Here is a 23,251-nt window from a genome sequence, read left to right as displayed (position 1 = left end):
ATACCTGGGGTCCTTGCCGCAGCCGCAGAGGCCGCGTCCCTCGTACCTCAGCCCGGCATCGAGCACCGCCGCCACGACGGTCCACGCCTTGGTGTCTCGACGCCGTGGTGCCGCGAAGTCGTGCCCGGCGCAGGCCATCGGCTCGGAGCAGCGGGGACATGAATGCTTGCCGGGCCCAGGGTGCTGCTTGAACGCGACACGGCAGGGCGCGCACACGTAGTGCAGCTTGTAGGGCCTCTCGGCGTAGTGGCACACGCGGTGACCGTATCCGGCGTCACGACGACCGGCGAGGCAGTTTCCTCGGCGCGACGCATGGTCGGGGGAACAACTGCCGCACATTTTCTTCCGAGCGATGTCGAGAACGCCTCGGCGGCTCCGTTCACAGGGGGAGTGCGCCACACTGGGCGCGCCGACGATCAAGGAGTTCATGTGCCCAAGTTCCTGTTGATGGTCAACCATGACGGTGGCGAGTTCGAGCAGCCCATGGACGAGTGGGCTCCGGACGACATCGCGGCGCACTTCGACTACTACGAGGCGCTGACCAAGGAGTTGGTCGCGAGCGGTGAGATGGTGCAGTTCACCGGGCTGGCCGACCCGCGTCTCGCCAGGATCGTGCGCTCGGACGGAGCTTCGGCGCCGGTGGTCACCGACGGGCCGTTCCCGGAGTCCAAGGAGGTGCTGGCCGGGTTCAACGTCGTCGACGTGGAGTCCGAGGCCCGCGCCCTCGAGATCGCCGCCAGGATCTCGGCGGTGCCCGGCCCCGGCGGGGTGCCGACGCGGCAACCGGTCGAGGTGCGCCGGGTGATGGACACCGTCGCGTTCGACCTGTGACCGACGGCCCGGGTGTCGAGGACCTGCTGCGCTCCCTGGCGCCGCAGGTCCTCGGCCTGCTCGCGCGACGGCGGGAGGACTTCGACGCGTGCGAGGACGCCGTCCAGGAAGCCCTGATCACCGCCGCCCGGCACTGGCCCGTACACGGGATACCGGAGAATCCGCGCGGCTGGCTGCTGCTGACCGCCACGCGCCGCCACACCGATCAGGTGCGCAGCGAGGCGGCCCGACGGCGCCGCGAGGAACGCGTGGCGAGGGAGCCGGCCCCGGCTGCCGGCCCGGCCGGCGACGACACTCTGGCGCTGCTGTTCATGTGCTGCCATCCCACGCTCACACCCGCCTCGGCGATCGCCCTGACCCTGCGGGCGGTCGGTGGCCTGACGACCGCCGAGATCGCCGCCGCCTACCTGGTGCCCGAGGCGACGATGGCGCAGCGCATCAGCAGGGCCAAGCAACGCTTGAAGGCGCGATCGGTGGTGTTCGAGGTGCCCGTACCGGGTGCGCCGGACCGGTCCGCGCGGCTCGGCTCCGTACTGCACGTGCTGTACCTGCTGTTCAACGAGGGCTACACCGCGTCCGGGGGCTCGGTCCTGCACCGTGCCGACCTGTCCGCCGAGGCCGTCCGGTTGGCCCGGCAGGTGCACCGGCTCCTGCCGGACGAGGGCGAGGTGGCCGGGCTGCTGGCTCTGATGCTGCTGACGGAGGCCCGCCGCCCGGCGCGCACCGGCCCGCACGGCGAGCTGATCCCCCTGGCGGAGCAGGACCGCACACTCTGGGACCGCCGCCTGATCCAGGAGGGCTCCACGCTGCTCATCGGCACGTTCGCGAAGGGAGGAGGGCCCGGCACCTACCGCTTGCAGGCCGCCGTCGCGGCCGTCCACGACGCCGCCGCCCGCGCCGAGGACACCGACTGGCCGCAGATCCACGGCCTCTACGAGTTGCTCGAACACGTGACGGACAACCCGTTGGTCACGCTCAACCGCGCGGTCGCCCTCGCGATGGCCGACGGTCCGGCCGCCGCGCTGGCGCTGCTCGATGAACTCGCCGCGGAGGACCGCGGGCCGCTCGCCGGCCATCACCGGATGCACGCGGTACGGGCCCACCTGCTGGAGATGGCGGGGGAGGCGGCGTCGGCCCTGCGTCACTACCGCCTGGCGGCGGCCCTCACCACCAGTACCCCCGAGCAGCGCTACCTCACGACCAAGGCGGCCCGGTTGTACGAGAGTTCGCGGCCGCCGACCGGCTGAGCGACGGGCGCCTCGCGTCCTTCGCCCAGCCGCCCGGCGAGCCGTACGCCCGATCCAGGTCGCGGGGCCGGTTCCGGCGCCGTTGTCAGACCGGGGTGGCAAAGTGCCCGGCCATGGACACCACGGAGTTCTGGACCATCGTCGAAACCGCTCGGTCCGCCACCACGGCGGACAAGCCGTTCGCGGAAGCGCTGGCCGATGAGCTGGCCACCCGCACCAAGGAACACATCCTCCGCTACCAGGAGCGCTTCGACGAAGTGAGCGGCGCCGTGTACCGCTGGGACGTGTGGGCGGCCGCCTACCTCATCGGGGGAGGCTGCTCGGACGACAGCTTCATGGACTTCCGGGCCGGCCTCATCGCACTGGGCCGCGACTGGTACGAAAAGGTGGCAGCCGATCCGGACGGACTCGCCGAGCACCCGGCGGTGATCGCCGCCGCCGGGGCGGACCGCGACGAAGCGCTCTTCGACGAGGAGGCCAACTACGCGGCCGGCTGTGCGTTCGGGCGTATCACCGGCGACGAGGAGGACTTCTACGAGGCGTGGACCGAGTACGAGGCCTCGCACGGCCACTCCGCACGCGACAGCGACGACATGGGCGAGGACTTCGACTTCGACGACCCCGCCGAGATGCACAGCCGACTCCCACGGCTCGCCGCCCTGTGTCTCGGCGAGATCGCGCGCCCGGGGTGAGTGTTCCTCACCAACTCTTGAATGCGTGACCCGGAGTGGGCCGGTCGCGTCGTCGGGGTCCGAACGCTTTCCGCCGCCGGGCGTGGGTCAAGTGGCTTGAGACGAGGCTCTGTTGGGCTCTGTAGTCGAACTGTATTGATTTCGGCTTCAGTTGTTGACGTCTGGATGGTGCGGGGATACAACCCGGAGAGAGCGCTCTCCGTCTGCTGTTGCTCCGCCCCCACACACGCCGACCCGGCATGAGGAGATCCCGCATGCAGTCCTTAGCCAGCGCCCTTCCCCACCGGCCTTCGCGCAGAACCGCACGGGCCCGTACGGCTCTCGGTCTCGTCGTCGTCCTGCTCGCCGCCTGTGTCGCCTTCCTGAGCCCGTCACCCGCGCACGCCGCCGACCAACTGCTGTCCCAGGGACGGCCCGCCGCGGCCTCGTCGGTCGAGAACGGCTCCTTCCCCGCGGGGGCCGCCGTCGACGGCAACACCGGTACCCGGTGGTCCTCGGCCTTCTCCGACCCGCAGTGGCTGCGCGTCGACCTCGGGTCGGTCCAGCAGCTCACCCGCGTCACCCTGAACTGGGAGGCCGCCTACGCCACCGCCTTCCAGATCCAGACCTCCACGGACGCCAACACCTGGGCCACCGTGTACTCCACGACGAGCGGCACCGGCGGCACCCAGAACATCAACGTCACCGGCAGCGGCAGATACGTGCGCGTCCTCGGCACGACGCGAGCCACCCCGTACGGCTACTCCCTGTGGGAGTTCCAGGTGTACGGGCCCGGAAGCACGACCCCGCCGGACACCTTCTGGGGCTCCACCAGCGACATACCCGCCGCGAACAACGCCGTCGAGGTGAAGGTCCTCAACCGCACCAACGGCAAGTACCCCGACAGCCAGGTGTACTGGAGCTTCAACGGCCAGGTCCACTCCATCGCCGAGCAGCCCTACCTCGACATGCCGGCCAACTCCGCGGGCCGCATGTACTTCTACCTCGGCTCGCCGGCCGGCTCCTACTACGACTTCATCGAGTTCACCGTCGGCAACAACGTCTTCAACGGCAACACCACCAGGGTCGACGCCTTCGGCCTCAAGCTGGCCATGCGCCTGCACTCCAAGGACGGTTACGACGTCGAGGTCGGTGAGAACCGGCAGACCTTCGCCGAGGACCGCGCGACGACCTTCCAGCGGTTCACGGCCGCCGTTCCCGACCAGTTCAAGGTGCTGGCCCAGACCCAGTCCCCGTACCGGATCATCGCGCCCGGCAGCGACCCGAGCTTCCGGGCCGGCGGCGCCAACGCCAACTACTTCACCTCCTACGCCCAGTCGGTGGGCGTGAGCGCGGCCACCTCCGACATCTTCGGCTGCGCGGCGGCGCTCGCGAGCAACCCGAACATGTGCGCCGCCCTCAACCGCCATGTGGCGACCCTTCCGGCCTCCCAACAGGGCGATCCCGCCCAGTACTACAAGGCGGCGCCCGCCAACTACTACGCCAAGTTCTGGCACGACAACGCCATCAACAACCTCGCCTACGGCTTCCCCTACGACGACGTGGCGGGCCAGTCCTCCTTCATCTCCCACGGCAGCCCGCAGTGGCTGCTGGTCGCGGTCGGCTGGTAGCCGTGTCCGTGGCCGCGGGCCGAGCCGACTCGGCCCGCGGCCACGGACAAGGGGTCGATTCAGCGAAGGGGGTCGATCACGGCTCCGGGATTGAGGATCCCGGACGGGTCCAGCACGGCCTTGCCCGCGCGCAGGGCCGCCGCGAACAGGTCCGGGCGCTGCCGGTCGTACCACGGCCGGTGGTCCCGGCCCACCGCGTGATGGTGCGTGATGGTCGCGCCGTGCGCGATCAGGGCCTCGGAGACCGCCTGTTTGATCTCGTCCCACTGCTCGACGGTCCTGCCCCACGTGCCCGCGGCGTAGACCCCGAAGTACGGGGCGGGGCCGTCGGGGTAGACGTGGGTGAACCGGCAGGTCACGACACCCGTGGCGCCGACCTGGCGCATGGCGTCCCGGGCCGCCGCGTCGACGGCGGCGCGGAGCCCGGCGAACCGGTCCCAGGTGCAGGCCGTCTCGAACGTCTCCACGATCATGCCCTGGGCCGCGAGGGCGTCCCGCTGATAGGGCATCCGCAGGAAGGAGGAGCGCCAGGTGTCGGCGGCCGAGGTCCGTGCGGCCGTGTCCGCGGTGTCGGTGTGGCGCGGTGGCTCCGGCAGTGTGCCCCCGTGATCGAGGCACAGCTCCAGGGCGCGTTCCATCCGGGCGGTGACGGGGTGGTCGGCGGACTCGAAGCCGAGCACGAGGACCGCGGTCGCACTGCCCGCGTTGATGAACGCCTCCATCGGGTCCAGCAGACGGCAGTTGGCCGGGTCGAGTCCGGACTGCGCCAGGGCTCGTACGGCCCGGACCCCCGCCTCGTAGTCCTCGAAGGCGACCGACGCCCCGGCCCGCCAGCGTGGCCGGTCCTGAAGCCGTACCCAGGCCTGGGTGATGACACCGAGCGCTCCCTCGGAACCGAGGAACATCCGGTCGGGCGAGGGGCCGGCGCCGGAACCCGGGAGACGGCGGCTCTCCACGACACCGGCGGGGGTGACCACCCGCAGGGACTCGGTGAGATCGTCGATGTGGGTGAGGCGGGTCGCGAAGTGACCGCCGGCCCGGGTCGCCAGCCAGCCGCCGAGTGTGGAGAACTCGAAGGACTGGGGGAAGAACCGGAGGGTGTGGCCATGGGGCCTGAGCTGCTTCTCCAGGTGCGGGCCGAGGACGCCGGCCTGGACGAGCGCGGCCCGACTGGTCCCGTCGACCTCCAGGACCCGGTCCATGGAGCCGAGATCGAGGCTGACCACTCCGGCGTACTCCGCACCCGTACGGGCTTCGACGCCTCCCACCACCGAGGTGCCGCCGCCGAACGGGACGACCGCTATCCCGGCGCCGTCGCACCACTCCAGCGTCCGTACCACCTCGTCCTCCGAGACGGGCCGCACGACGAGGTCCGGCACATGGGGCAGCTTTCCGAGCAGCGCCCGGACGACGTCGCGGAACGCCTGTCCGTGACTGTGCGCCAGCCGGTCGCGGATGTCGTACGACGCCAACGGGGCCAGCGCGGGCGGAGCCGTGACCCGGCTCGGGGCCACCTCGAACGACTCCACCGGAGGCGCCGGGTGCACGGTCAGGTCCGCGTCCGGAAGCAACTCGGCGGTGCGCCGGGTGAGTTCGGTCCGCTCAGGACCGGTCACCGCGTCCTCGACGTTTCCCCAGCCCCACCATGAACGTGTCTTGCCGCTCATCGTTCTCCCAGATGCTCGAATTGAACGTCGGGTAACTTACCGAGCGGTCACTTTGGCATAGGGTGGACACATGAGCAAGCAGCCGAGGGCGACGCAGGGCGTGGGCACCAAAGGGATGCCCCGCAAGGACCGGGAGCGGCTGATCCTGGCTGCGGCCGCCGAGGAGTTCGGCGAGAAGGGCTACGCGCGCGGGTCGACCGCGCACGTGGCGGCGCGGGCCGGCATCACCAAACCGATGATCTACGAGTACTTCGGCTCCAAGGACAGCCTCTATCTGACCTGCCTCGACCGGGCCGGCAGCCGCCTCGTCGAAGCCGTCGCGTCCGCCCAGCAGGGACCGTCCGACCTCTCGCGCGCCGTACGCACCCTGGAGGCTGTCTTCCGCGCGCTCGAATCGCGCCTGCACGACTGGGAACTCGTCTACGACGGGACGCTTCCGGCGGAGGGTCCGCTGCACGACGCCGCGGCGGTGTACCGGAGGGCGCTCAACCGGATGGGAGCGGAGGGCGTCTCCGAGTTCCTGCACACCTCCCCGGCCGTGCAACCCCTCGACGCCGACCTCGTCACCCATCTTTGGTACGGGACCGTGAGCGCCGCCGTCGCCTGGTGGCGGCATCACCCCGAGCAGACCGCCGACGAGATGGCCGCGCGCTTCGAACGCATCGTCGCGGTGCTCTGCCCGGATCTGTGGGCGGCATCCGACGCGACCCGAGGGCCGTCCGACGTGACGGGGGAGGAGCCCGACACGACCGGAGGCCGTCCGACGTGACGGGAGGGCCGTCCGATACCGGCCTCGGGACTGGTGGGCTCGCATGTTGAGGTGTCGCGTATTCGTAGCTGACGTCGGCAGTCCCACGACGCTGAGTGAGCCGTCAGGGGCGGTCGATCGCGGTGGGATGATCGCGCGGTGAGTGATGCGAGGGTGTTGGCCGCGGAGGCCGTTGAGTCACACGTCCGGGCGTTCTTCGAAGGGCACTTCGTGGAGGTCGTCGACTACGGCCTCGGGCCGGAACGGCGAGAGGCGGCGCCCGATCTGCGAGTTCTCGTTGTAGGGCCCGGTCCCCGCAGCGACAGCTGGGCCTATGTGACCGCCGGGTGCTGGGCCGCGATGGAGAAGGACGGTCACGGCCTTGAGTTCGTCATGACCGCCCACGTCCGCGACCAGCGGTTCATCGAGCTCATGGCGATGATCGCCTGCTACCACTGCGGAGGACATCAGCTCGACCTGGAGCACAGCATGCCGATCGGTGAACCGTGGGTGCCGGGGTCAACCTGCGATCACCTGCTGATCAGCCTGCCCTATCTCCACGGACCAGACCTTGAACACTGTCCCGTTCCCGGGGGCCACGCCCGCATCCTGTGTACCCTGCCCGTAACGACAGCCGAGATCGAGTTCCGCAGGCGTCACGGGCACGAGGCGTTGGAGCAGCTCTTCGACCAGGCAGAGATCATCCCCACCGATCCTTTCAGGGCGTCGGTTGCCTGAGTTTCCGTCCTCCAACGGTCACCGATTGTGGTCGCCAGGGGCGTATCGGCTCCAGGTTCCGCCAGCCTCGGTGACCAGCCGGGTGGCGGTCTTGTCGTGATAGCCGAGTGCCTTCGCGATGACGGGGGCCGGGGCCTGCAGGACGAGCTGGCGGATCGCGGAGGCCCTGCCACGCTGCGGCGGGACGCCGATCTCACGCAGATGGACTTGGAGGCTGACCGGGTTCATCGGCTGTCCGGGCTGGCGGCCGGGGAAGAGCCAGGGGGAGCTTCTGCTGCTGGCGTAGGGCAGATGCCGGCGGGACAGGATGTATGCCCGCATCAGGTCCGCAACGGGCTCGGGGAGAGGGGAGGGCGGATCACCCAGCCGGACAGTGACAGTGACTCCGTCGTCGGTGATGTCGTCGATGGTGAGGCGAACGATGCGGCTGACGGGCTGGGCATAGACGAGAACGAGTGCGGCAACGATGCGGCTCCGCAGAGGTAGGGAGTCGTTGTTGAGGACCCGTCGGAGCATGGCGAGTCGGCGGTGCTGGTGCAGTGGCGCCTGGTCCTGGGTGATGACCTGGGCGGAAGGGTGAGGCGGGGCATGCGGCCCGTCTTCATGCACCAGCGGAGGAAGGTCTGGGCTGGGCGCCGGGTGGCGAGCTTCTCGGTGTGCCAGGCGTCGAGGTCGGCCTGCCGACAGTGCTCGATGGTGCGGCCTCGGCCGGCGAGCCAGGTAAGGAAGGCGCCAGCCTGGGTGGTCTCCTGCTTGGCCTGGTGCGTCTGAGAGCGTCCCAGCGGCCCCTTCTTCGCCGTGGCCCGTAGTCGGCGAATCTGGTGCCAGGTAGCGAAGTGCCGGAGAAGCCGGTGGTGTTCGGGGTCCTCGACGGTGGCGAGCCGTTCGGTCAGCCAGCGCTGGTAGAGCAGGAGCTGACGGTCGACGCGTGGGAGGACACTGCTGTAGCTGGGCTTCGCCCTCCAGATGTGCACGGTCCGCCACGTGGGGCTGTTCCAGGAGGATCCCCTCGCGGTGCCTTGGTCGGTGGTCGAGCATCCCGCCGCGCAGCTCGGCATCGAGGACCCGTCGTGCGTGAAGCGGTACCCCGAGCGGCCGAAGACGCCGTACGAGCACGGGTGGGAGATCCAGGACGACTATGGCTACCACCCGTACGACGATGCGGAGTGGGGGCGGAAGTCCCGCGCGTTCCTGCACGGTCGGGCGTGGACGCACGCGGAGGGGCCGGTCGCTCTGTTCAACCAGGCGGTGGGCCGGCTCGACGGAACCGGGTGCTGCTGCCGGGAGTGAGCGTGCTGGCCCGGCAGGTGTCCGAGGTCCGCGCGGTCGCGGAGAAGCGCCTGCATGCCACCGTGGCCAGGGCGGCTCGCCGGGCGGACCCGGCGCTGCCGGCGGACCTGGTGGCCACGTTGGCGGTGCCGGAGGGCGGCCGGTACTCGGAGCTGGAGCGGCTGTGCCGGCCGCCGACGCGGACGACGGGCACGGCGTTCGCGTGGTCGCTGGAGAGCGCCGGGCCGGACACGAAGGTCACCATCGAGGTCCCGCCGGGCGGGAGGGCGAAGCTGAACGTGTCCACGCTCGGCGCGCTGGGAGAGCCGAAGTCCCTGGCCCGGCTGCGGGTGGAGAAGATGCTCCCGAAGATCGACCTGCCGGAGCCGCTGTTCGAGGTGCACGGCTGGACCGGGTTCCTGGACGCCTTCGTGCACCTGGCCGACGGTACGACGACCCGTATGAAGGACCTGACCACCTCCCTGGTGGCCCTCCTGGTCTCGGAGGCGTGCAACATCGGCATGACCCCGGTCGTCAACCCCGCACATGAGGCACTTCACCGCCTCCCAGCCCGTTGACGGGCTGCAGCCCCTGCGCGACCCGGACGCCGTCAACCTCGATGATGACGACGGAGAGGGCTGAGCCGGCCCGGGACCGGCCAGTCCTGTTTACAGCCGCAGTGGGTGGCGTGGTAACGGCTGCTCCTTCGGCGGCTCGTACGAGACGTGAGCGACAGGGTATTTCCGGCTTCACCATGGGGCCGGGGACGCCGTCAGCGAGGCAGGGTGACGAGCCCCATCTCATAGGCGGTGATGACGAGCTGGACCCGGTCCCGGGCGCCCAGTTTGGTGAGCAGCCGTGACACGTGCGACTTGGCGGTGGCGACCGTGATGAAGAGGTCCTCGGCGATCTCGGTGTTCGACCGGCCGCGTCCGATCAGGGTCAGCACTTCCCGTTCCCGCTCGGTGATGCCCTCGACCGGCCGTGGGGAGCGCTCCGGGGCAGCCGCAGGGCGCCCGATGAAGTCCGCGATCAGACGGCGCGTCACACCCGGCGCGATCAGTGCGTCGCCGGCGGCGACCACACGGATCGCCGCGAGGATGTCGTCCAGCGCCATGTCCTTGACCACGAAACCGCTGGCGCCGGCCCGGAGCGCGCCGTAGACGTGGTCGTCCTCGTCGAAGGTGGTCAGGACGAGAACGCGTGTGGTTGCCGGACCGGCCGTGATCAGGCGGGTGGCCTCGATCCCGTCCATGCCGGGCATCCGGATGTCCATGACCACGACGTCGGGGCCGGTGTCCCTGACCAGTTGGACGGCCTCGGCGCCGGTGGCGGCTTCACCGACGACCTCCAGGTCGCTGTGATCGGCCATGAGTACGCGCAGGCCGGACCGGACCAACGGCTGGTCGTCGACGAGCACCACCCGGACGGTCATCGGGCCTCCACCGGAACTCCGATGGGTGCGGGCAGCGGCAGCCTGGCCGCCACCCGGAAGCCGCCCCCGGGACGCGGCCCGGCGCTGAGCCGGCCGCCCAGCAGGCCGACCCGCTCCCGCATCCCGATGATGCCGAAGCCGTGGGCCGGGCCGTTCCCGGTGGCGCCGCGCCCGTCGTCGACGACCTCCACGGACAGTTCCTCGTCCCCGTAGTCGATGGCCACCCGGCAATGCCCGGTGCCTGCGTGCCGGACCACGTTGGTCAGCGCCTCCTGCACGATCCGGTAGGCGGACAGGTCGATGTCGGCCGGCACAGGACGCTGTTCCTCGCTGCGGCGCAGGTCGACGCGTACTCCCGCGCCCGCGGTCGCTGCCGCCAGCCGTTCGACGTCCGCCAGTCCCGGCGAGGGTGCGAGCGGTGACTGCTCCGGGGTGGTCGCGCCCCGGTCGGCCTGACGGAGTGACACCAGCGTGCGCCGAAGGCCCGACAGGGTGTCTCTGCTGGTGGCCTCGATGGCGCGAAGGGCCTCGCGCGCCTCCGCCGGCTGGGTCTGGATGACCCGGCTGCCCACACCGGCCTGAATGGCGATGATGCCGATGCTGTGCGCGACCATGTCGTGCAACTCCCGCGCGATCCGCAGCCGTTCGGCGGTCACGGCCTCGGCCACCTCCTGCGCACGCAGCGCCACCGCGTGCTCGCGGCGCTCGCGGCTCAGCAGACCGGCCATGCAGGATGCGGCCGACGCCAGGAGGGCGATCACCTCGTTGACGGCCAGGCCGTCCCCGTGTGCGAAGACGCCGATCACCAGGAACTGCACGGTGACAGACACGGCCACGGCGACGATCGAAGCGCGCTTTACGCAGGTGGCGACGATGAAACCCAGCACGAGGTCCACCGCCAGATACGACAGGAACTGGCCCTGGTACGACGCCGCCAGGCTCTCATGGCCGGAACTCGGAGGGCCCACCACCACAGCAGTGGATCCGAAGAGTGCCATGGCCAGAGTCAGCAGCGGCATCTGTCGCACCACGCCGGCGAGCAGGCTCACCGCCAGCAGTGCCCCGACACCGTGGACCGTGCCCGACGCCCGCGGTGCGCCCCCCACCAGCAGACCCACCACGAGGAGGTAAGAGGCACCCCCCGCCCAGGCCACGGCCTTGGTTCTGGTCATCGGCGGCATTCCCTCCCGGGAACAACACCGTGATGCGCGACGCGCGCAGGCAACGAAGTGGTCGTCATGGGGTTCACGTCGCGAGACTAACCGGCCACCGCCGGTGCGGCATCAGTCCGGGGACGTACGCCCACGGGTCGATGCGGCCGCACGATTGCAGCCCACGGCCCCATGTCCGGGCGGGGGTCCTCTCGGCAGTGTGGGTGCCGTGATCGAAGTCAGCGAACTCACCAAGCGCTACGGCAGCAAGACGGCCGTCGACCATCTGTCCTTCACCGTCCGGCCGGGCCAGGTCACCGGATTCCTGGGCCCCAACGGAGCCGGCAAGACCACCACCCTGCGGATGATCCTCGGCTTGGACGCGCCCACCACCGGCGCCGCCACCGTCAGCGGCGTCCCCTTCCACCGTCACCCGCGCGGACTGCGGCACGTAGGCGCTCTCCTCGACGCCGGACAGATCCACGGCGGACGCAGCGCCGAGGCCCACCTGTCCGCTCTGGCCCGCAGCAACGGCATCCCGCGGCGCCGGGTGGACGAGGTGCTTCAGGAAGTGGGGCTGGCCGAGGTGGCGAACCGCCGCATCGGAGGATTCTCCCTCGGCATGAAGCAGCGCCTCGGCATCGCCACCGCCCTGCTCGGCGACCCTCCCGTGCTCATGTTCGACGAGCCGATCAACGGCATGGACCCGGAGGGCGTGCTCTGGGTACGCGTGCTCTTCCGGCGCCTGGCCGCCGAGGGGCGCACGGTCTTCCTCTCCAGCCACCTGATGTCGGAGATGGAGAACACCGCCGACCAACTGGTCGTCATCGGCCGGGGCCACCTCATCGCCGCCGAGCCGCTACGGGACTTCGCGGCCCGTAGCACCCGTAGCAGTGTCGTAGTGGGGACACCGCAGGCCGCCGAGCTGGCAGGGGTGCTGACGGCGGCGGGCGCCTCGGTCGAGCCGGAGGGCTCGGCGGGTGCCGAGAAGCTCGCCGTGACCGGGCTCCCGGCGGATCGGATCGGAGCGCTCGCCTTCGAGAACGGTATCCGGCTGGACGAGTTGACCACCCGTACCGCCTCGCTGGAGGCGGCCTTCATGGAACTGACCGCCGACAGCGTCGAATACCTGGCAGGACGGCCCCGATGACCACACTCGCCTCCGCCCCCCGGACCGCCCCCGTCGCCGGGCCGCCCGCCCGCTTCAGCGACCTGCTCGCCTCCGAGTGGATCAAGACGCGGTCCCTGCGCTCCACCCCGTGGACGATCGGACTCACCGTCCTGTTCGTCGTCGGGTCCGCCGCCGTGGCCACGCAGGCGGACAAGGCCGCGGGCTCCGGCCCCGCTGACTTCCGGCCCTACGACGCCTACCCGGCGGCCGGCTACTGGACACTGATCCTCGTCGCCTGCAGCATGGGCGCCCTCGCCGTCGTGAGCGAATACAGCAGCGGGCTGATCCGCACCACCACCGTGGCCGTCCCGGCCCGCGGCTCGATCGTGCTGGCCAAGGCGGCCGTCACCGCCGCGCTGTGGACCGCGGTCGGCACGGCTGCCTCCACCGGTTCCTTCCTGGTCTCCCAGGCCATCCTGTACGGGCGCCATGCCGGTGTTCCGATCACCCATCCCGGGGTGTTCCGTGCGCTGGTGGCGTCCGCGTTGCTGGCTCCCGTCTGTGCCCTGGTCGGTCTGGGCCTCGGCGTTCTGCTCCGGCATGCCGCCGGGACCATGGTCACCAGCGTCTTCACCCTGCTGATGCTGCCGACCATGTTCTCGGAGAGCGCCCGCTGGTCGGCGGACGTCAAACACGCGCTGGTGTCGGAAGCCTGGAAGCGCCTGGTCCAGAACTGGGAGCCCGATCCTGGATCCCTGGGCTACAGCGCCACGGTCCCCGGCTCCTGGATCGTGTACACGCTGTGGCCGCTGATCACGATCGCAGTCGCCGTGCTCGTCGTCGGGCGCCGCGATGTGTGAGCTCTTTCAGGGTGCCGCCGCCGGGACTTCGCGCCGCCGCCGGGACTTGCCTTGACGCTGGGCCGGTCCGGCTAGCGTGGGTGTACGGCGTAGGTCAGGTGGGTCACCCGCGACGACGCCTGCGAACGGATCTGCTCCAGCGCGACCCTGGACGTGTCCACGCCGTCGAACAGGCGGGTGCCGGCGCCGAAGAGCACGGGTGACAGTGTGATCGAGAACTCGTCGACCAGACCGGCGTTCAGGTGCTCCAGGATCGTCGCGCCGCCGCCGGCGATGCGGACGTCACGGTCACCGGCGGCCTCGCGGGCCCGGTCGAGGGCGTGCTCGATGCTGTCGTCGACGAAGTGGAACGTGGTGCCGCCGGGCCGCTCCCACGGGTCGCGCCTGGTGTGGGTCACGACGAAGACCGGGGTGTGGAAGGGCGCCTCCTCGGGCCAGGACTGCTCGCCGAGGTCGAACATGCGCTTGCCCATGACGCTCGCGCCGGTGCGCTCGAACGTCTCCCGCGCGATGTCGTTGTCGACGCCCTCCTCGCCGCCCTCGCCCAGCTTGAGGTTCTCCCGGAAGAACCGCTGCGGGAAGATCCACTGCTGGAGCTCCATCCACTGCGCCATCCAGCGCCGAACGTCGGGGTCGTCCTGCCTGTCCGGCGAGAAGAGTTCTTTCTCGACGGGGACGGGCTCGGGTGCGATGAAGCCGTCCAGCGACATCGACACGCTGAAGAACACCTTCCCGGCCATCAGCCCTCCACCTCCTTCCGCGCGAGGTCGGCGACGTAGGCCGCCAGGCTGTCCAGGGTCTGCCGGCCGCCCTCGACCGCGCGGTACTTCTCGACCGCCTCGTCGCGCAGTTCCTTCGTGGGGAACAGCGTGCGCATCTCGATCCGGGTCGCCGCACCGTCCGGCGTGAAGGTCACGGCCGACTCGAAGGCGTTCGGGTCGTCGCGGAACTCACCGTGCAGCAGCGCGATCCGCTCCGGCGGGGCGATCCGCACCCAGCGGATCCACTCGGAGTAGTCGGTCCCGTCCGGCCCGTGGAGCACGAAGACCCACTCCCCGCCCTCGCGGAACTCGAAGGACCGCGTGGTGGTGGTGAACCCCTCCGGACCCCACCACCGTGACAGGTGCCGGACCTCGGTGAACGCCTCGAACACCAGCTCCCGTGGGGCGTCGATGACCCGGGAGAGCACGATCTCCCGGTCGGCCGTCGCCGGCTCCGCCTGCGTCTGTTGCCTTGCCCCTGCCATCGGTCAGTCCTCCTGCCGTGTCTGCTTGAGGTCCTGCACGTAGGAGTCCAGCCGGTCGAAACTCTCGTTCCAGAACCGCTCGAATCCGCCGACCCACTCGTGGATCGGCCGCAGCCCGCGGGCGTCGAGGCCGTAGAGGCGCTGCTTGCCGGCCTCGCGGACCTGCACCAGCCCTACTTCCCGGAGCACCCGCAGGTGCTTGGACGCCCCGGGCTGGCTCATCCCCAACTCCTGGGCCACGTCGGTCACCGGCCGCTCACCCGCCCGCAGCAGCATCAGGATGTCCCGGCGCTGCGGCTCGGCTATCGCGTTGAACGCGTCCGACGTCGTCGCTGCTCGTGCCATGACAGCCATCGTATTCCCATATCGGAATACGTCAAGCCGGCCGGGAACCGGACGCTCACGCCCTGGTCGAGCGCGGTCCGCTCGGCGGGTTCCGGTCCGGCCGCACGCAGGAAGCCGGCGACCTCGCGGCATGCCGAGGACGGTCGGCAGTTCCGGGGCCGGGACGTCCTGGTGGTCGGAGGTGCGCTCGGACACGAGGCCGGCAGCGGCTCGCCGACGGCGGCCGTCCCTGACCGGGCCTCAGGTTCCGCCCGCACACGAGGACACGGACCGCCATGGTGGCGACGCCGCTCCCGCCACCGCCATCATGGCGGTCCGGCACATGTCCCCACCGGCCCCCGTGTCACTAGCCTCCGGCGCGTCCACCCCATCCCCACGCGGATCCGAGGTCCCGGATGCTCCACTCCAGTACGCACCTCACTCCACCCGGCGGCCGGCGGCCCGCATGGCGCGCCGCGCTCTGCGCGCTGGTGCTCACGACCGCCGGTTCGGGCGCCCTCGCGGCGGCCGCACCGTCACCCGCCGTCGCCGTCGGCGGCCACGGCCCGCACAACAGGGCCTGCTCCGCGGGCGATCGGCCCCGGGTACCCGGCGCCGCCCGCCAACAGGCGGCCTGCCTGGACGAGTTGACCACCGCCGGAACCGTCGCCTCGGGCCACACCGACCCCGCCGACTACGCGGGCCTGACGCCCAAGGACCTGCCGACGCCCAGCGGAGTGCCCGGGACCCAGATCGACGGCTACTTCCCCGACACCTCCACCACCAACACGAACCACGGCTGGAACCACGACGCGCAGTTCGTCATCCGGCTGCCCGACCACTGGAACGGCGGACTCGTCGTCGCCGGAACACCGGGCAACCGCGAGCAGTACGCCAACGACCGCGCCATCTCCGACTGGGTCCTCGCGCGCGGTTACGCCTACGCCGCCACCGACAAGGGCAACACCGGCCTCGCCTTCTACCGGGACGGCGCCCGGCCCGGCGACGCCATCGCCGAGTGGAACACACGGCTCACCCAGCTCACCCGGGCAGCCCGCACCGTCGTCGAGGAGCGCTACGGGAAGCCCCCCTCCCGCACCATCGCCACCGGCATCTCCAACGGCGGCTACCTGGTCCGCTGGCAGCTGGAGAACCACCCCGAGCTCTACGACGGGGGAGTCGACTGGGAGGGCACGCTCTGGACCTCGAAGGGACCGGGCCTGCTCACCTTCCTGCCGCCCGCGCTGCGCGCGTACCCGCTCTACGCGGCGGGCGGACCCGGCGCCGAGGAGGCACAGGAGGCGATGCACGCGGCCGGCTATCCGGCCGGATCGGAGTTCCTGTGGCCGTACCACTACACGACCTACTGGGATCTGACCCAGCGCCTCTACCGTGAGGAACTGGACCCCGGCTACGACGGGGCGACCGAGGCGGGAACCCCGTTCTGCGCCTCCGGCACCCCCGGCTGCGACGCCGACTACGACTACGGCGCGAGACCGCGGGCCGTGCACCGCGCCGTCGACCGCATCGCGCTGACCGGGCGCATCGGCAAACCGCTCATCACCCTCCAGGGAACGCTCGACGTGCTGCTGCCGATCGGCCGCGACGGCGACGTCTACGCCCGGATGGTGCGCGAGGCCGGGCGAGGTCCGCTGCTGCGGTACTACCGCATCGAGGGCGGGACCCACACCGACTCCCTCGTCGACGCGTTCCCGGACCGGCTCCGTCCGATGACCCCCTGCCATCACGCGGCCTTCACCGCGCTGGAACGCTGGCTGGCCGGCGAAGGACGCCCGCCGGCCGGCCACACCGTGCCGCGCCCGGCGGACGCGGACCGTACGTCACCGCTGACCGAGTGCCCTCTGGGGTAGCCGCCGAGGCACTCGGCCGTCCTCCTTGCCGCCTCCTCGGCGACCCGGCGTGGCGCGCCCTGGGACGGTGCGCAGGCCGCGCGGCGACCGGGGCGTCACGCGTAGTGGGCAGTGCGCCGCGCGCGTGGTGCCCGGGGCGTGGCACCCGGTGCGGCGCGCGTGCTGGTGTCGTGCCGCACCGTGGCGTGCCTCGGCACCAGCACCTCGGGCCGCGCCGCCTCTCCTCAGACGCGCCCCGGCGCCGCTGCCGCCTCCGCCTCGGCGGTGACGGGCGCCGCCGCTCGCCGGGGGAGGAGCAGCGGGGTCGCCAGCAGGAGGACGCCGGCCAGGGCGATGGCCGTGCGCGGGCCGAGCAGGGTGCCCAGTACACCCCAGAGCGCCGTCAGGAGCGCGGTCGAGGCCTTGGTCGTCACCGCCCAGGCGGTCAGCGTGCGGGCGACCCGGTCGTTCGCGGTGCGTTCGAGGCGGGAGGTGGAGCAGACGGGGTTGAAGACCCCGCAGCAGAAGATGAGCCCGAGCTCGACGCCCATCACCAGCAGCAGCCCGCCCGCGCCCGGCCCCAGGAAGGCCAGGCCGAGCGGCCAGATCGCGCGCAGCGCCCCGGACGCGGCCAGGACCCGATGCTGCCCGAACCGGGCGACCAGCGGCCGGGCCAGCCGTGAACCGAGCAGCCCGCCGATCGAGGGCACGGCGAAGGCGAGGCCGTACTGCCACGGGGTGAACCCGAGCCTGCCCAGCATCAGGACGGCCAGCAGCGGCTGGGCGGCCATCACCAGGCCGTTGAACAGGGCGGTGTTGAAGAACAGCGGACGCAGCGTGGGGTCGGCGAGGATGTAGCGCCAGCCGTCGAGCAGGTCCGAGGCCCGCATGCGCGCGGCCTCCCGGCGTTCGGGCCGCGGCTCGTGCCCGCCCGTCGCACGGATGCCCAGCGCGGAGAGCAGATAGCTGACCCCGTCGGCCACCACCGTCGCCACCGGGCCCAGAAGCCCGATCGCCGCGCCGCCCAGCGGCGGCCCGATGATCGTGGTCGTCCAGGCCGTCGACTCGAACCGGGCGCCCGCGACGAGCAGGTCCTCGGCCGCCACCAGCGTCTTCAGGTACGCGCCGGAGGCGGCGCGGAAGGTGATGTCGGCCGCCGCGACGACGACCGAGACGAGCAGCAGCTGAAAGAAGGTGAGCACGCCGAGCGCGAACGCGGCGGGGACCGTCAGCAGCGCCGCGAACCGCACCAGGTCCATCGCGATCAGCACCGGGCGCTTGCGGCGGAACTCCACCCACGGGCCCAGCGGCACCGCCACGGCCGCGCCCACCGCGGCCCCCACCGAGGCGAGCACGGCGACCTCGGCCGGCCCCGCGTGCAGTACCCGGATGGCGATCAGCTCGAACGAGCCGAAGGCGAGCCACGTGCCGAGCGCGCTGGCCCCGTAGGCGCCCCAGAGCCACCCGAACCGCCGCCCCAGCCGTTGCCCGCTCCCCATGCCCGAACCCTCGCCCCTCACCCGTACAACCGATCCGCGTCCCGAGACATCAAAGCGAGCACCGCGACCGGGGATCAAACAACCGGCGGAGCACACCCCACAACCATCGGTTGTGTACCTAGGGTGGTGGCATGGACCTCGACACCGTACGGACCTTCGTCGCCGTCGCCGACGCGGGGCAGTTCCAGCAGGCCGCCACGGAACTCGCGGTCACCCAGCAGGCCGTCTCCAAACGCGTCGCCGCCCTGGAGCGCGCCCTCGGGGTGCGGCTGTTCACCCGCACCCCGCGAGGCGCCGAGCTCACCATCGACGGCCAGGCGTTCCTGCCCCACGCGCGCGAGCTGCTGCGCGTGTCCGAACGCGCGGTCGCGTCCGTGCGCACCGGCCGCCGTCCGCTGCGCGTCGACATCATCGCCTCGCGCGGCGCGGCCTCGGGCCTGATGCGCGGCTTCCACCGCACGTACCCCGAGGTCGACCTCGACGTGGTGATGCTGTTCGACATCGATACGGCCGTCGCCGCCATCCGGTCCGGCGCGATCGACGCGTCCTTCCGCGCGGTCGCCGTGCCGGGCCGGCCCCTTCCCGAGGACATCGAGTGCGTACGGGTGCTCGACGAGCCGCTCCAGCTGCTCACCGGCCCCGCCCACGCGCTGGCGGGCGCGAAGTCGGTGACGGTCGCCGAGCTCGCCGGTCACCGCATCTGGATGCCGGGCATCGTCCCCGGGACCGAGTGGGCCGCCTACTACGACGACCTCGTCGCCGAGTTCGGGCTCACCATCGAGGCGACCGGCCCCAACTTCGGCTCCGACGCGCTCCTCGACACCGTCGCCGACACGCCGGCGCTCGCCACGTTCATGGGTGAGCAGACCCGGCTCGTCTGGCCCGCCGGCCACGGTCTGCGCCTGATCCCGGTGACCGGCCCGACACCCGTCTACCCGCACTCGCTCCTGTGGCACCGCGACAATCCCCACCCGGCGCTGGCCACGCTCCGCACCCACCTCGCCGCCACGACGGCGGGCCATGACGCCGCCGGGACCTGGACCCCGGACTGGGTGATCCCGCGCTGAATCCGGCTTCTGCGCTCGTCCGGCCGAGTTCCACGGTCGTTCGGGCGAGCTCTACGGCCGTCCGGGCGAAGCGGGTCCGTCGGCCGCGGCACGCAGGACCTGATCCAGCGATGCCGCCCGACGCCCGGTGAGGTCCTCGATGGCGGTGGTGACGGTGGCCAGGGATCCGTCGCCGATCGCCGTGTAGGTGGACACCCATGCGTCGAGCTGCCAGCCGGGCGCCCCGTAGGCCGCGCGGGAGGCGTACGCCTCCTCGGTCGTCTCCGGGACGTAGGAGACCGGTCGGCCACCGACCTCGGTGAGGATCCGGGCCACGTCGGTGAGGGTGAGTGCCTCCGGTCCCGTCAGCTCGTAGGCGTGGCCGGCGTGCGGACGCGGATCACGCAGCACCGCCACCGCGGCGTCGGCGATGTCGTCCTGGGCGACCAGGGCCGCCCTGCCGTCGCCGGCCGGGCCGCGGATGGCGCCGTCGGCGCCGACGAGGGCGGGCATGAAGTCGGCATAGAGGTTGTCGCGCAGGAAGGTGAAGGGGATTCCGGCGGCGCGGATGTGCTGTTCGGTGTGCCAGTGGTCCCGGGCCAGGGTGAAGGTCGCGTCGGGCGCGGCCCCGTAGAAGGAGATGTAGACCAGATGCGCGACACCGGCCCGAGCGGCGGCGTCGACGAAGGTGCGGTGGTCCCGGAGCCGGTCGGGGGACTCCGCGGCCGAGACCATCAGGACGCGGTCGGTGGCCCGCAGGGCGCGTACGAGGGCTTCGTGGTCGTCGTAGGCGCCGGGTACCGCGATCGCGCCGGGCAGCCGCGGAGCGCGGGAGGGGGTGCGGGCCAGGAGGGTCTGCGCGATACCGGAGGCGGCCAGCCTGCGGGCGACACGCCCGCCCAGACGGCCGGAGGCCCCGGTGATCGCGTACGTGGCACCGGTGGAAGCCAACGTTCTCCTCCTCGAGCGGGCAGCGGGCGCCGATTCCGCCTCGGCGGCCGTGGCGGGCAGGCGGGCGGCCGGTCCGCCCGGTGGCGGGTGCGGGCCGGGCGAAGCCTGCGAGACGTCACAGCCGGACCGCCGCGTACGACTCTACGGAGGAGTCGCCGTCGGCGCCGTAGTACGTGAAGGTGCGTGCCGCCGTGCGACGAGCCCCTGCCGGTGGCCCGGGCCGCCCGCCGCCCGGGCATCACTCGCCAGGGGGCCGGCGCATCGCCGCCGACCTCGTCGACAGGATGGACCGGCCGGCCGACGGCTGTGTTCCGGTGTCACGTCTCCGGTGTCGTCAGCCATCGGCCCGGGTGGCCGGGGGGCAGCTGGAGGTCCTCGCGTACGGCCGCGTAGTAGCCCTCCCGGCCCCTGCGCTGGCGTTCCAGGAGTGCCTGCCATGCCTGTGGATCGCGGGTGCCCACACGCTGGAAGCGTTCCATCTCCATCACCACGGTCACCCATTCCCGGGCCCGGTCCACCACTTCGCGGCTGCCCAGCATGATCAGGGCCTCGCCGGCAGGATCGCGGTCGTCGGTGGCCCGGGCCAGGAGCGGTTCCGCCTCGGCCAGGGACAAGGGGTGCGGGTGCGGGTCGTTGCCCATGTGGGCGGCGACACGGTAGGTGACGGTCACCGACTTCTTCAGCGACCGCGCGTACTCGGAGTACACGGCCAGACGCCGTTCTTCCCAGCGGACCGCCCGGTCCCGTTCGAAGCGTTCACGGTCGCTGCGGACGAGGGCCAGATACGAACCCAGGGCGCCGATCACGACGCCCACGAGCGCGGGGAGTTGCTGAAGAAAGGCGGACATGTGCGCACCGTACACAGCACATCAGGCGAGCAGGGAGCGTCCGATGATCTCCTTCATGATCTCGGTCGTTCCGCCGTAGATGGTCTGGACCCGGCCGTCGGTGAACGCCCTGGCGATCGGATACTCCGTCATGTAGCCGTAGCCGCCGTGGAGTTGCAGACACCGGTCCGCGACCCGCTTCTGCAGCTCGGTCGCCCACCACTTCGCCATCGAGGCGTGGACGGTGTCCAGGGTGCCGTTCGTGTGTTCCTCGACGCAGCGGTCGAGGAAGGTGCGGGTGACGGCGCACTCGGTGGCCATCTCGGCCATCTCGAACCGGATGTGCTGGAGTTTCGCGAGCGGCCGGCCGAACGCCTCGCGCCCCTTCACGTACCGCGTGGTGATCTCCAGCAGGCGTTCCGCCCCGGCGACGGCGGCGACCGCGATCGTGATGCGCTCCTGCGCGAGATTGGTCATCAGGTGCAGGAAGGCGCCGTTCGGCTCGCCGAGCAGGTTCTCCTTGGGCACGCGGACGTCGTTGAAGAACAACTCGGCGGTGTCCTGCGACTTCTGGCCGATCTTGTCGAGGTTGCGGCCGCGCTCGAAGCCTTCCGTGCCCCGTTCGACGACGAGCAGCGACAGTCCGTGCGCCCCGCCCTCGGGGGTGGTCCTGGCGACCACGATCACCAGGTCGGCGTTGATGCCGTTGGAGATGAAGGTCTTGGATCCGTTCAGGACCCAGTGGTCGCCGTGGTCCGCGGCGGTGGTGCGGATGCCCTGGAGGTCGGAGCCCGCGCCGGGCTCGGTCATCGCGATCGCGGTGACGATCTCGCCGCTGCAGAAGCCCGGGAGCCAGCGCCGCTTCTGCTCCTCGGTCGCCAGCGAGGTCAGGTAGGGGCCGATCATGTCGTTGTGCAGGCCGAGGGCGAAGCCGGCGGCGTACGCGCGGCCGAACTCCTCGGCGAGCACGGCGCTGTAGCGGTAGTCGGTGTTCCCGCCGCCTCCGTACTCCTCGGGCACGGCGAGACCGAGCAGGCCCTGCCGCCCGGCGGCCCGCCAGACCTCGCGGGAGACGATGCCGTCCCTCTCCCACTGCTCGTAATGCGGCAGCACCTCCTTGTCCAGGAACGTCCGCACGACGGCCCGGAAGGCCTCGTGGTCCTCGGTGCAGATCTGACGCTTCATGCGGACGGCTCCTGAGACTTGGGGGACGCATCGGGTACGGCCGGGGCGTGGGCGAGCTCCGCGGTGGCGCCGCCGGGCCGGACGGACATTCCGCCGGCCTTTTTCGCGGCTCCGAGAGCGGACGGACGCGGTGCCGTCACCGCGAGGCCGAGGCGAGGAAGCGGCCGGCTTCCTCGATCGCGCGGACGCTTTCGAACGAGCCTCCGCCGTCGCAGGGGATCACGGCGCCGGAGATGTAGGCGGCGGCGGAGGACGACAGGAACATCGCCAGGTCGGCGATCTCCTGAGTGGTGCCGAACCGGCCCAGCGGAACACTCTTCACCGACCTGTCGCCGTCCGGGTCGTCTCCCGGCGAGAGCCGGGCCAGCCCCTCCGTGCCGGCGATCGGGCCCGGCGCGATGGCGTTCACGCGGATGCCCTTGACGCCCCACTCCAGGGCGAGCACCCGGGTCAGCTGGTCCACGCCGGCCTTCGCCGCGCACACATGCGCCTGATAGCGCACGGGAATCGCCGCCTGCGGCGCAGTGATGTTGATGACCGAGGCACCGGGAGCCAGGTGCTCGAACCCTGCGCGCAGCACGTGGAAGGTGCCGTTCAGGTCGATGTCCACGACCACCTTGAAGCCGTTCGACGACAACTCGCCCGCCTCCGCCAGGAAGTTGCCGGCCGCCCCGGAGACCAGGACGTCGACCGGCCCCCACTCCGAGCGCACCGCCTCGAAGACCTCCGTGACCGACCCCATGTCCCGCACGTCGGCCACGAAGCCGCGCACGGGGTTCTCGTGGGCGCCGAGCCGTCTCACGGCCGCGTCGACGTTGGACCGCTTCCGGCTGGCCACCGCCACCGCGGCGCCCCTCGCGGCGAAAGCCTCGGCGATGGCGAGATTGATGCCGGACGTGCCGCCGAACACCACCACCCGCTTGCCGTCGAAATCGAACTGGACGTCCATGCGCGTCTCTCCCTG

22 protein-coding genes and 1 pseudogene are annotated in these 23,251 nt (G+C 71.4%); 11 read left to right on the top strand and 12 right to left on the bottom strand.

Annotated features, from left to right (window positions below):
* Positions 1-429: 429 nt before the first annotated feature.
* The 4 genes from ACH4S8_RS31925 (at position 430) to ACH4S8_RS31910 (ending at position 4,380) form a co-directional block, all read left to right on the top strand.
* Complete coding sequence (locus ACH4S8_RS31925; RefSeq protein ID WP_398400209.1) at positions 430-831, top strand: YciI family protein; 402 nt, start codon at positions 430-432, stop codon at positions 829-831.
* Positions 828-2,078 (top strand): RNA polymerase sigma factor, encoded by a 1,251-nt coding sequence (locus tag ACH4S8_RS31920; protein ID WP_398400207.1) that lies wholly within the window; start codon positions 828-830, stop codon positions 2,076-2,078. The genes ACH4S8_RS31925 and ACH4S8_RS31920 overlap by 4 nt, the downstream gene beginning before the upstream one ends.
* Before the next feature lie 113 nt (positions 2,079-2,191).
* Complete coding sequence (locus tag ACH4S8_RS31915) at positions 2,192-2,770, top strand: DUF4240 domain-containing protein (RefSeq protein WP_398400205.1); 579 nt, start codon at positions 2,192-2,194, stop codon at positions 2,768-2,770.
* 254 nt (positions 2,771-3,024) lie between these two features.
* On the top strand, positions 3,025-4,380 hold the full coding sequence (locus tag ACH4S8_RS31910) for a beta-1,3-glucanase family protein (RefSeq protein WP_398400203.1): 1,356 nt from the start codon (positions 3,025-3,027) through the stop codon (positions 4,378-4,380).
* A 59-nt stretch (positions 4,381-4,439) separates the two neighbouring features.
* Here ACH4S8_RS31910 and ACH4S8_RS31905 read toward each other — a convergent pair whose 3' ends face one another.
* Entirely contained in the window at positions 4,440-6,047 is a 1,608-nt protein-coding gene (locus ACH4S8_RS31905; RefSeq protein WP_398400201.1) for an FAD-binding oxidoreductase, read from the bottom strand.
* Positions 6,048-6,117: 70 nt separating this feature from the next.
* Between ACH4S8_RS31905 and ACH4S8_RS31900 the strand changes: the two genes are divergently transcribed.
* Positions 6,118-6,816 (top strand): TetR/AcrR family transcriptional regulator, encoded by a 699-nt coding sequence (locus ACH4S8_RS31900; protein WP_398400199.1) that lies wholly within the window; start codon positions 6,118-6,120, stop codon positions 6,814-6,816.
* Between the two features lie 210 nt (positions 6,817-7,026).
* Entirely contained in the window at positions 7,027-7,533 is a 507-nt protein-coding gene (locus ACH4S8_RS31895; RefSeq protein WP_398400197.1) for a suppressor of fused domain protein, read from the top strand.
* Positions 7,534-7,551: 18 nt separating this feature from the next.
* Here ACH4S8_RS31895 and ACH4S8_RS31890 read toward each other — a convergent pair whose 3' ends face one another.
* Entirely contained in the window at positions 7,552-8,142 is a 591-nt protein-coding gene (locus tag ACH4S8_RS31890) for a hypothetical protein (RefSeq protein ID WP_398400195.1), read from the bottom strand.
* Between the two features lie 339 nt (positions 8,143-8,481).
* Here ACH4S8_RS31890 and ACH4S8_RS31885 point away from each other — a divergent pair.
* Positions 8,482-9,365: pseudogene (locus tag ACH4S8_RS31885) on the top strand (DUF4158 domain-containing protein); the annotation flags it as partial.
* A 209-nt stretch (positions 9,366-9,574) separates the two neighbouring features.
* Here the strand turns inward: ACH4S8_RS31885 and ACH4S8_RS31880 are convergent.
* Together ACH4S8_RS31880 and ACH4S8_RS31875 are read right to left on the bottom strand one after the other, a co-directional pair.
* Positions 9,575-10,237: a response regulator gene (locus ACH4S8_RS31880; RefSeq protein ID WP_398400193.1), complete on the bottom strand. Its 663-nt coding sequence runs from the start codon at positions 10,235-10,237 to the stop codon at positions 9,575-9,577.
* Positions 10,234-11,409 carry a sensor histidine kinase gene (locus ACH4S8_RS31875; protein WP_398400191.1) on the bottom strand — a complete coding sequence of 392 codons (1,176 nt, stop codon included), beginning with the start codon at positions 11,407-11,409 and terminating at the stop codon, positions 10,234-10,236. The genes ACH4S8_RS31880 and ACH4S8_RS31875 overlap by 4 nt, the downstream gene beginning before the upstream one ends.
* Positions 11,410-11,617: 208 nt before the next feature.
* Here ACH4S8_RS31875 and ACH4S8_RS31870 point away from each other — a divergent pair, with 208 nt between their 5' ends.
* Both ACH4S8_RS31870 and ACH4S8_RS31865 read left to right on the top strand, forming a co-directional pair.
* Positions 11,618-12,538 (top strand): ABC transporter ATP-binding protein, encoded by a 921-nt coding sequence (locus tag ACH4S8_RS31870; RefSeq protein WP_398400189.1) that lies wholly within the window; start codon positions 11,618-11,620, stop codon positions 12,536-12,538.
* Positions 12,535-13,359 carry an ABC transporter permease gene (locus tag ACH4S8_RS31865; protein WP_398400187.1) on the top strand — a complete coding sequence of 275 codons (825 nt, stop codon included), beginning with the start codon at positions 12,535-12,537 and terminating at the stop codon, positions 13,357-13,359. The genes ACH4S8_RS31870 and ACH4S8_RS31865 overlap by 4 nt, the downstream gene beginning before the upstream one ends.
* 71 nt (positions 13,360-13,430) lie before the next feature.
* Here the strand turns inward: ACH4S8_RS31865 and ACH4S8_RS31860 are convergent, their stop codons facing one another.
* From ACH4S8_RS31860 to ACH4S8_RS31850, 3 genes are read right to left on the bottom strand one after another with little or no spacing between them, the layout of a single operon-like run.
* Complete coding sequence (locus tag ACH4S8_RS31860; RefSeq protein WP_398400185.1) at positions 13,431-14,099, bottom strand: dihydrofolate reductase family protein; 669 nt, start codon at positions 14,097-14,099, stop codon at positions 13,431-13,433.
* The gene (locus ACH4S8_RS31855) at positions 14,099-14,605 is read right to left on the bottom strand and encodes an SRPBCC family protein (RefSeq protein WP_398400183.1); all 507 of its coding nucleotides are present in this window, start codon (positions 14,603-14,605) and stop codon (positions 14,099-14,101) included. The genes ACH4S8_RS31860 and ACH4S8_RS31855 overlap by 1 nt, the downstream gene beginning before the upstream one ends.
* 3 nt (positions 14,606-14,608) lie before the next feature.
* Entirely contained in the window at positions 14,609-14,950 is a 342-nt protein-coding gene (locus tag ACH4S8_RS31850; protein WP_398400180.1) for an ArsR/SmtB family transcription factor, read from the bottom strand.
* A gap of 395 nt (positions 14,951-15,345) precedes the next feature.
* On the opposite strand from ACH4S8_RS31850, the gene ACH4S8_RS31845 reads away from it, so the two are divergent.
* A complete protein-coding gene (locus ACH4S8_RS31845; protein ID WP_398400178.1) occupies positions 15,346-16,800 on the top strand; it encodes a tannase/feruloyl esterase family alpha/beta hydrolase in 1,455 nt (484 codons plus the stop codon).
* A 224-nt stretch (positions 16,801-17,024) separates the two neighbouring features.
* Here the strand turns inward: ACH4S8_RS31845 and ACH4S8_RS31840 are convergent, their stop codons facing one another.
* Positions 17,025-18,278 carry an MFS transporter gene (locus tag ACH4S8_RS31840; RefSeq protein WP_398400176.1) on the bottom strand — a complete coding sequence of 418 codons (1,254 nt, stop codon included), beginning with the start codon at positions 18,276-18,278 and terminating at the stop codon, positions 17,025-17,027.
* Between the two features lie 131 nt (positions 18,279-18,409).
* Here ACH4S8_RS31840 and ACH4S8_RS31835 point away from each other — a divergent pair, with 131 nt between their 5' ends.
* Positions 18,410-19,345, top strand: coding sequence for a LysR family transcriptional regulator (locus ACH4S8_RS31835; protein WP_398400174.1), 936 nt, complete (start codon positions 18,410-18,412; stop codon positions 19,343-19,345).
* Between the two features lie 51 nt (positions 19,346-19,396).
* Here ACH4S8_RS31835 and ACH4S8_RS31830 read toward each other — a convergent pair whose 3' ends face one another.
* From ACH4S8_RS31830 to ACH4S8_RS31815, 4 genes are all read right to left on the bottom strand, one after another.
* A complete protein-coding gene (locus ACH4S8_RS31830; protein ID WP_398400172.1) occupies positions 19,397-20,275 on the bottom strand; it encodes an SDR family oxidoreductase in 879 nt (292 codons plus the stop codon).
* Between the two features lie 317 nt (positions 20,276-20,592).
* Complete coding sequence (locus ACH4S8_RS31825) at positions 20,593-21,123, bottom strand: hypothetical protein (protein WP_398400170.1); 531 nt, start codon at positions 21,121-21,123, stop codon at positions 20,593-20,595.
* 21 nt (positions 21,124-21,144) lie between these two features.
* On the bottom strand, positions 21,145-22,287 hold the full coding sequence (locus tag ACH4S8_RS31820) for an acyl-CoA dehydrogenase family protein (protein ID WP_398400168.1): 1,143 nt from the start codon (positions 22,285-22,287) through the stop codon (positions 21,145-21,147).
* Positions 22,288-22,423: 136 nt separating this feature from the next.
* Positions 22,424-23,236, bottom strand: a complete 813-nt coding sequence (locus ACH4S8_RS31815; protein WP_398400166.1) for an SDR family oxidoreductase — start codon at positions 23,234-23,236, stop codon at positions 22,424-22,426.
* Positions 23,237-23,251 lie beyond the last annotated feature (15 nt).

Origin of the sequence: Streptomyces sp. NPDC021080 (assembly GCF_044333225.1) — a bacterium.
In the GTDB taxonomy this organism is placed as follows: Bacteria; Actinomycetota; Actinomycetes; order Streptomycetales; family Streptomycetaceae; genus Streptomyces.
Note: the sequence above shows the minus strand (reverse complement) of the source record. Positions and strands in the feature narration are given on the sequence as shown.

Bases quoted from the DNA above. Each gene is read 5' to 3' on its own strand.
- ACH4S8_RS31915 (WP_398400205.1), top strand. From the start codon at position 2,192: ATGGACACCACGGAGTTCTGGACCATCGTCGAAACCGCTCGGTCCGCC.
- ACH4S8_RS31910 (WP_398400203.1), top strand. From the start codon at position 3,025: ATGCAGTCCTTAGCCAGCGCCCTTCCCCACCGGCCTTCGCGCAGAACC.
- ACH4S8_RS31905 (WP_398400201.1), bottom strand. From the start codon at position 6,047: ATGAGCGGCAAGACACGTTCATGGTGGGGCTGGGGAAACGTCGAGGAC.
- ACH4S8_RS31900 (WP_398400199.1), top strand. From the start codon at position 6,118: ATGAGCAAGCAGCCGAGGGCGACGCAGGGCGTGGGCACCAAAGGGATG.
- ACH4S8_RS31880 (WP_398400193.1), bottom strand. From the start codon at position 10,237: ATGACCGTCCGGGTGGTGCTCGTCGACGACCAGCCGTTGGTCCGGTCC.
- ACH4S8_RS31875 (WP_398400191.1), bottom strand. From the start codon at position 11,409: ATGACCAGAACCAAGGCCGTGGCCTGGGCGGGGGGTGCCTCTTACCTC.
- ACH4S8_RS31865 (WP_398400187.1), top strand. From the start codon at position 12,535: ATGACCACACTCGCCTCCGCCCCCCGGACCGCCCCCGTCGCCGGGCCG.
- ACH4S8_RS31860 (WP_398400185.1), bottom strand. From the start codon at position 14,099: ATGGCCGGGAAGGTGTTCTTCAGCGTGTCGATGTCGCTGGACGGCTTC.
- ACH4S8_RS31855 (WP_398400183.1), bottom strand. From the start codon at position 14,605: ATGGCAGGGGCAAGGCAACAGACGCAGGCGGAGCCGGCGACGGCCGAC.
- ACH4S8_RS31850 (WP_398400180.1), bottom strand. From the start codon at position 14,950: ATGGCACGAGCAGCGACGACGTCGGACGCGTTCAACGCGATAGCCGAG.
- ACH4S8_RS31845 (WP_398400178.1), top strand. From the start codon at position 15,346: ATGCTCCACTCCAGTACGCACCTCACTCCACCCGGCGGCCGGCGGCCC.
- ACH4S8_RS31840 (WP_398400176.1), bottom strand. From the start codon at position 18,278: ATGGGGAGCGGGCAACGGCTGGGGCGGCGGTTCGGGTGGCTCTGGGGC.
- ACH4S8_RS31835 (WP_398400174.1), top strand. From the start codon at position 18,410: ATGGACCTCGACACCGTACGGACCTTCGTCGCCGTCGCCGACGCGGGG.
- ACH4S8_RS31825 (WP_398400170.1), bottom strand. From the start codon at position 21,123: ATGTCCGCCTTTCTTCAGCAACTCCCCGCGCTCGTGGGCGTCGTGATC.
- ACH4S8_RS31820 (WP_398400168.1), bottom strand. From the start codon at position 22,287: ATGAAGCGTCAGATCTGCACCGAGGACCACGAGGCCTTCCGGGCCGTC.
- ACH4S8_RS31815 (WP_398400166.1), bottom strand. From the start codon at position 23,236: ATGGACGTCCAGTTCGATTTCGACGGCAAGCGGGTGGTGGTGTTCGGC.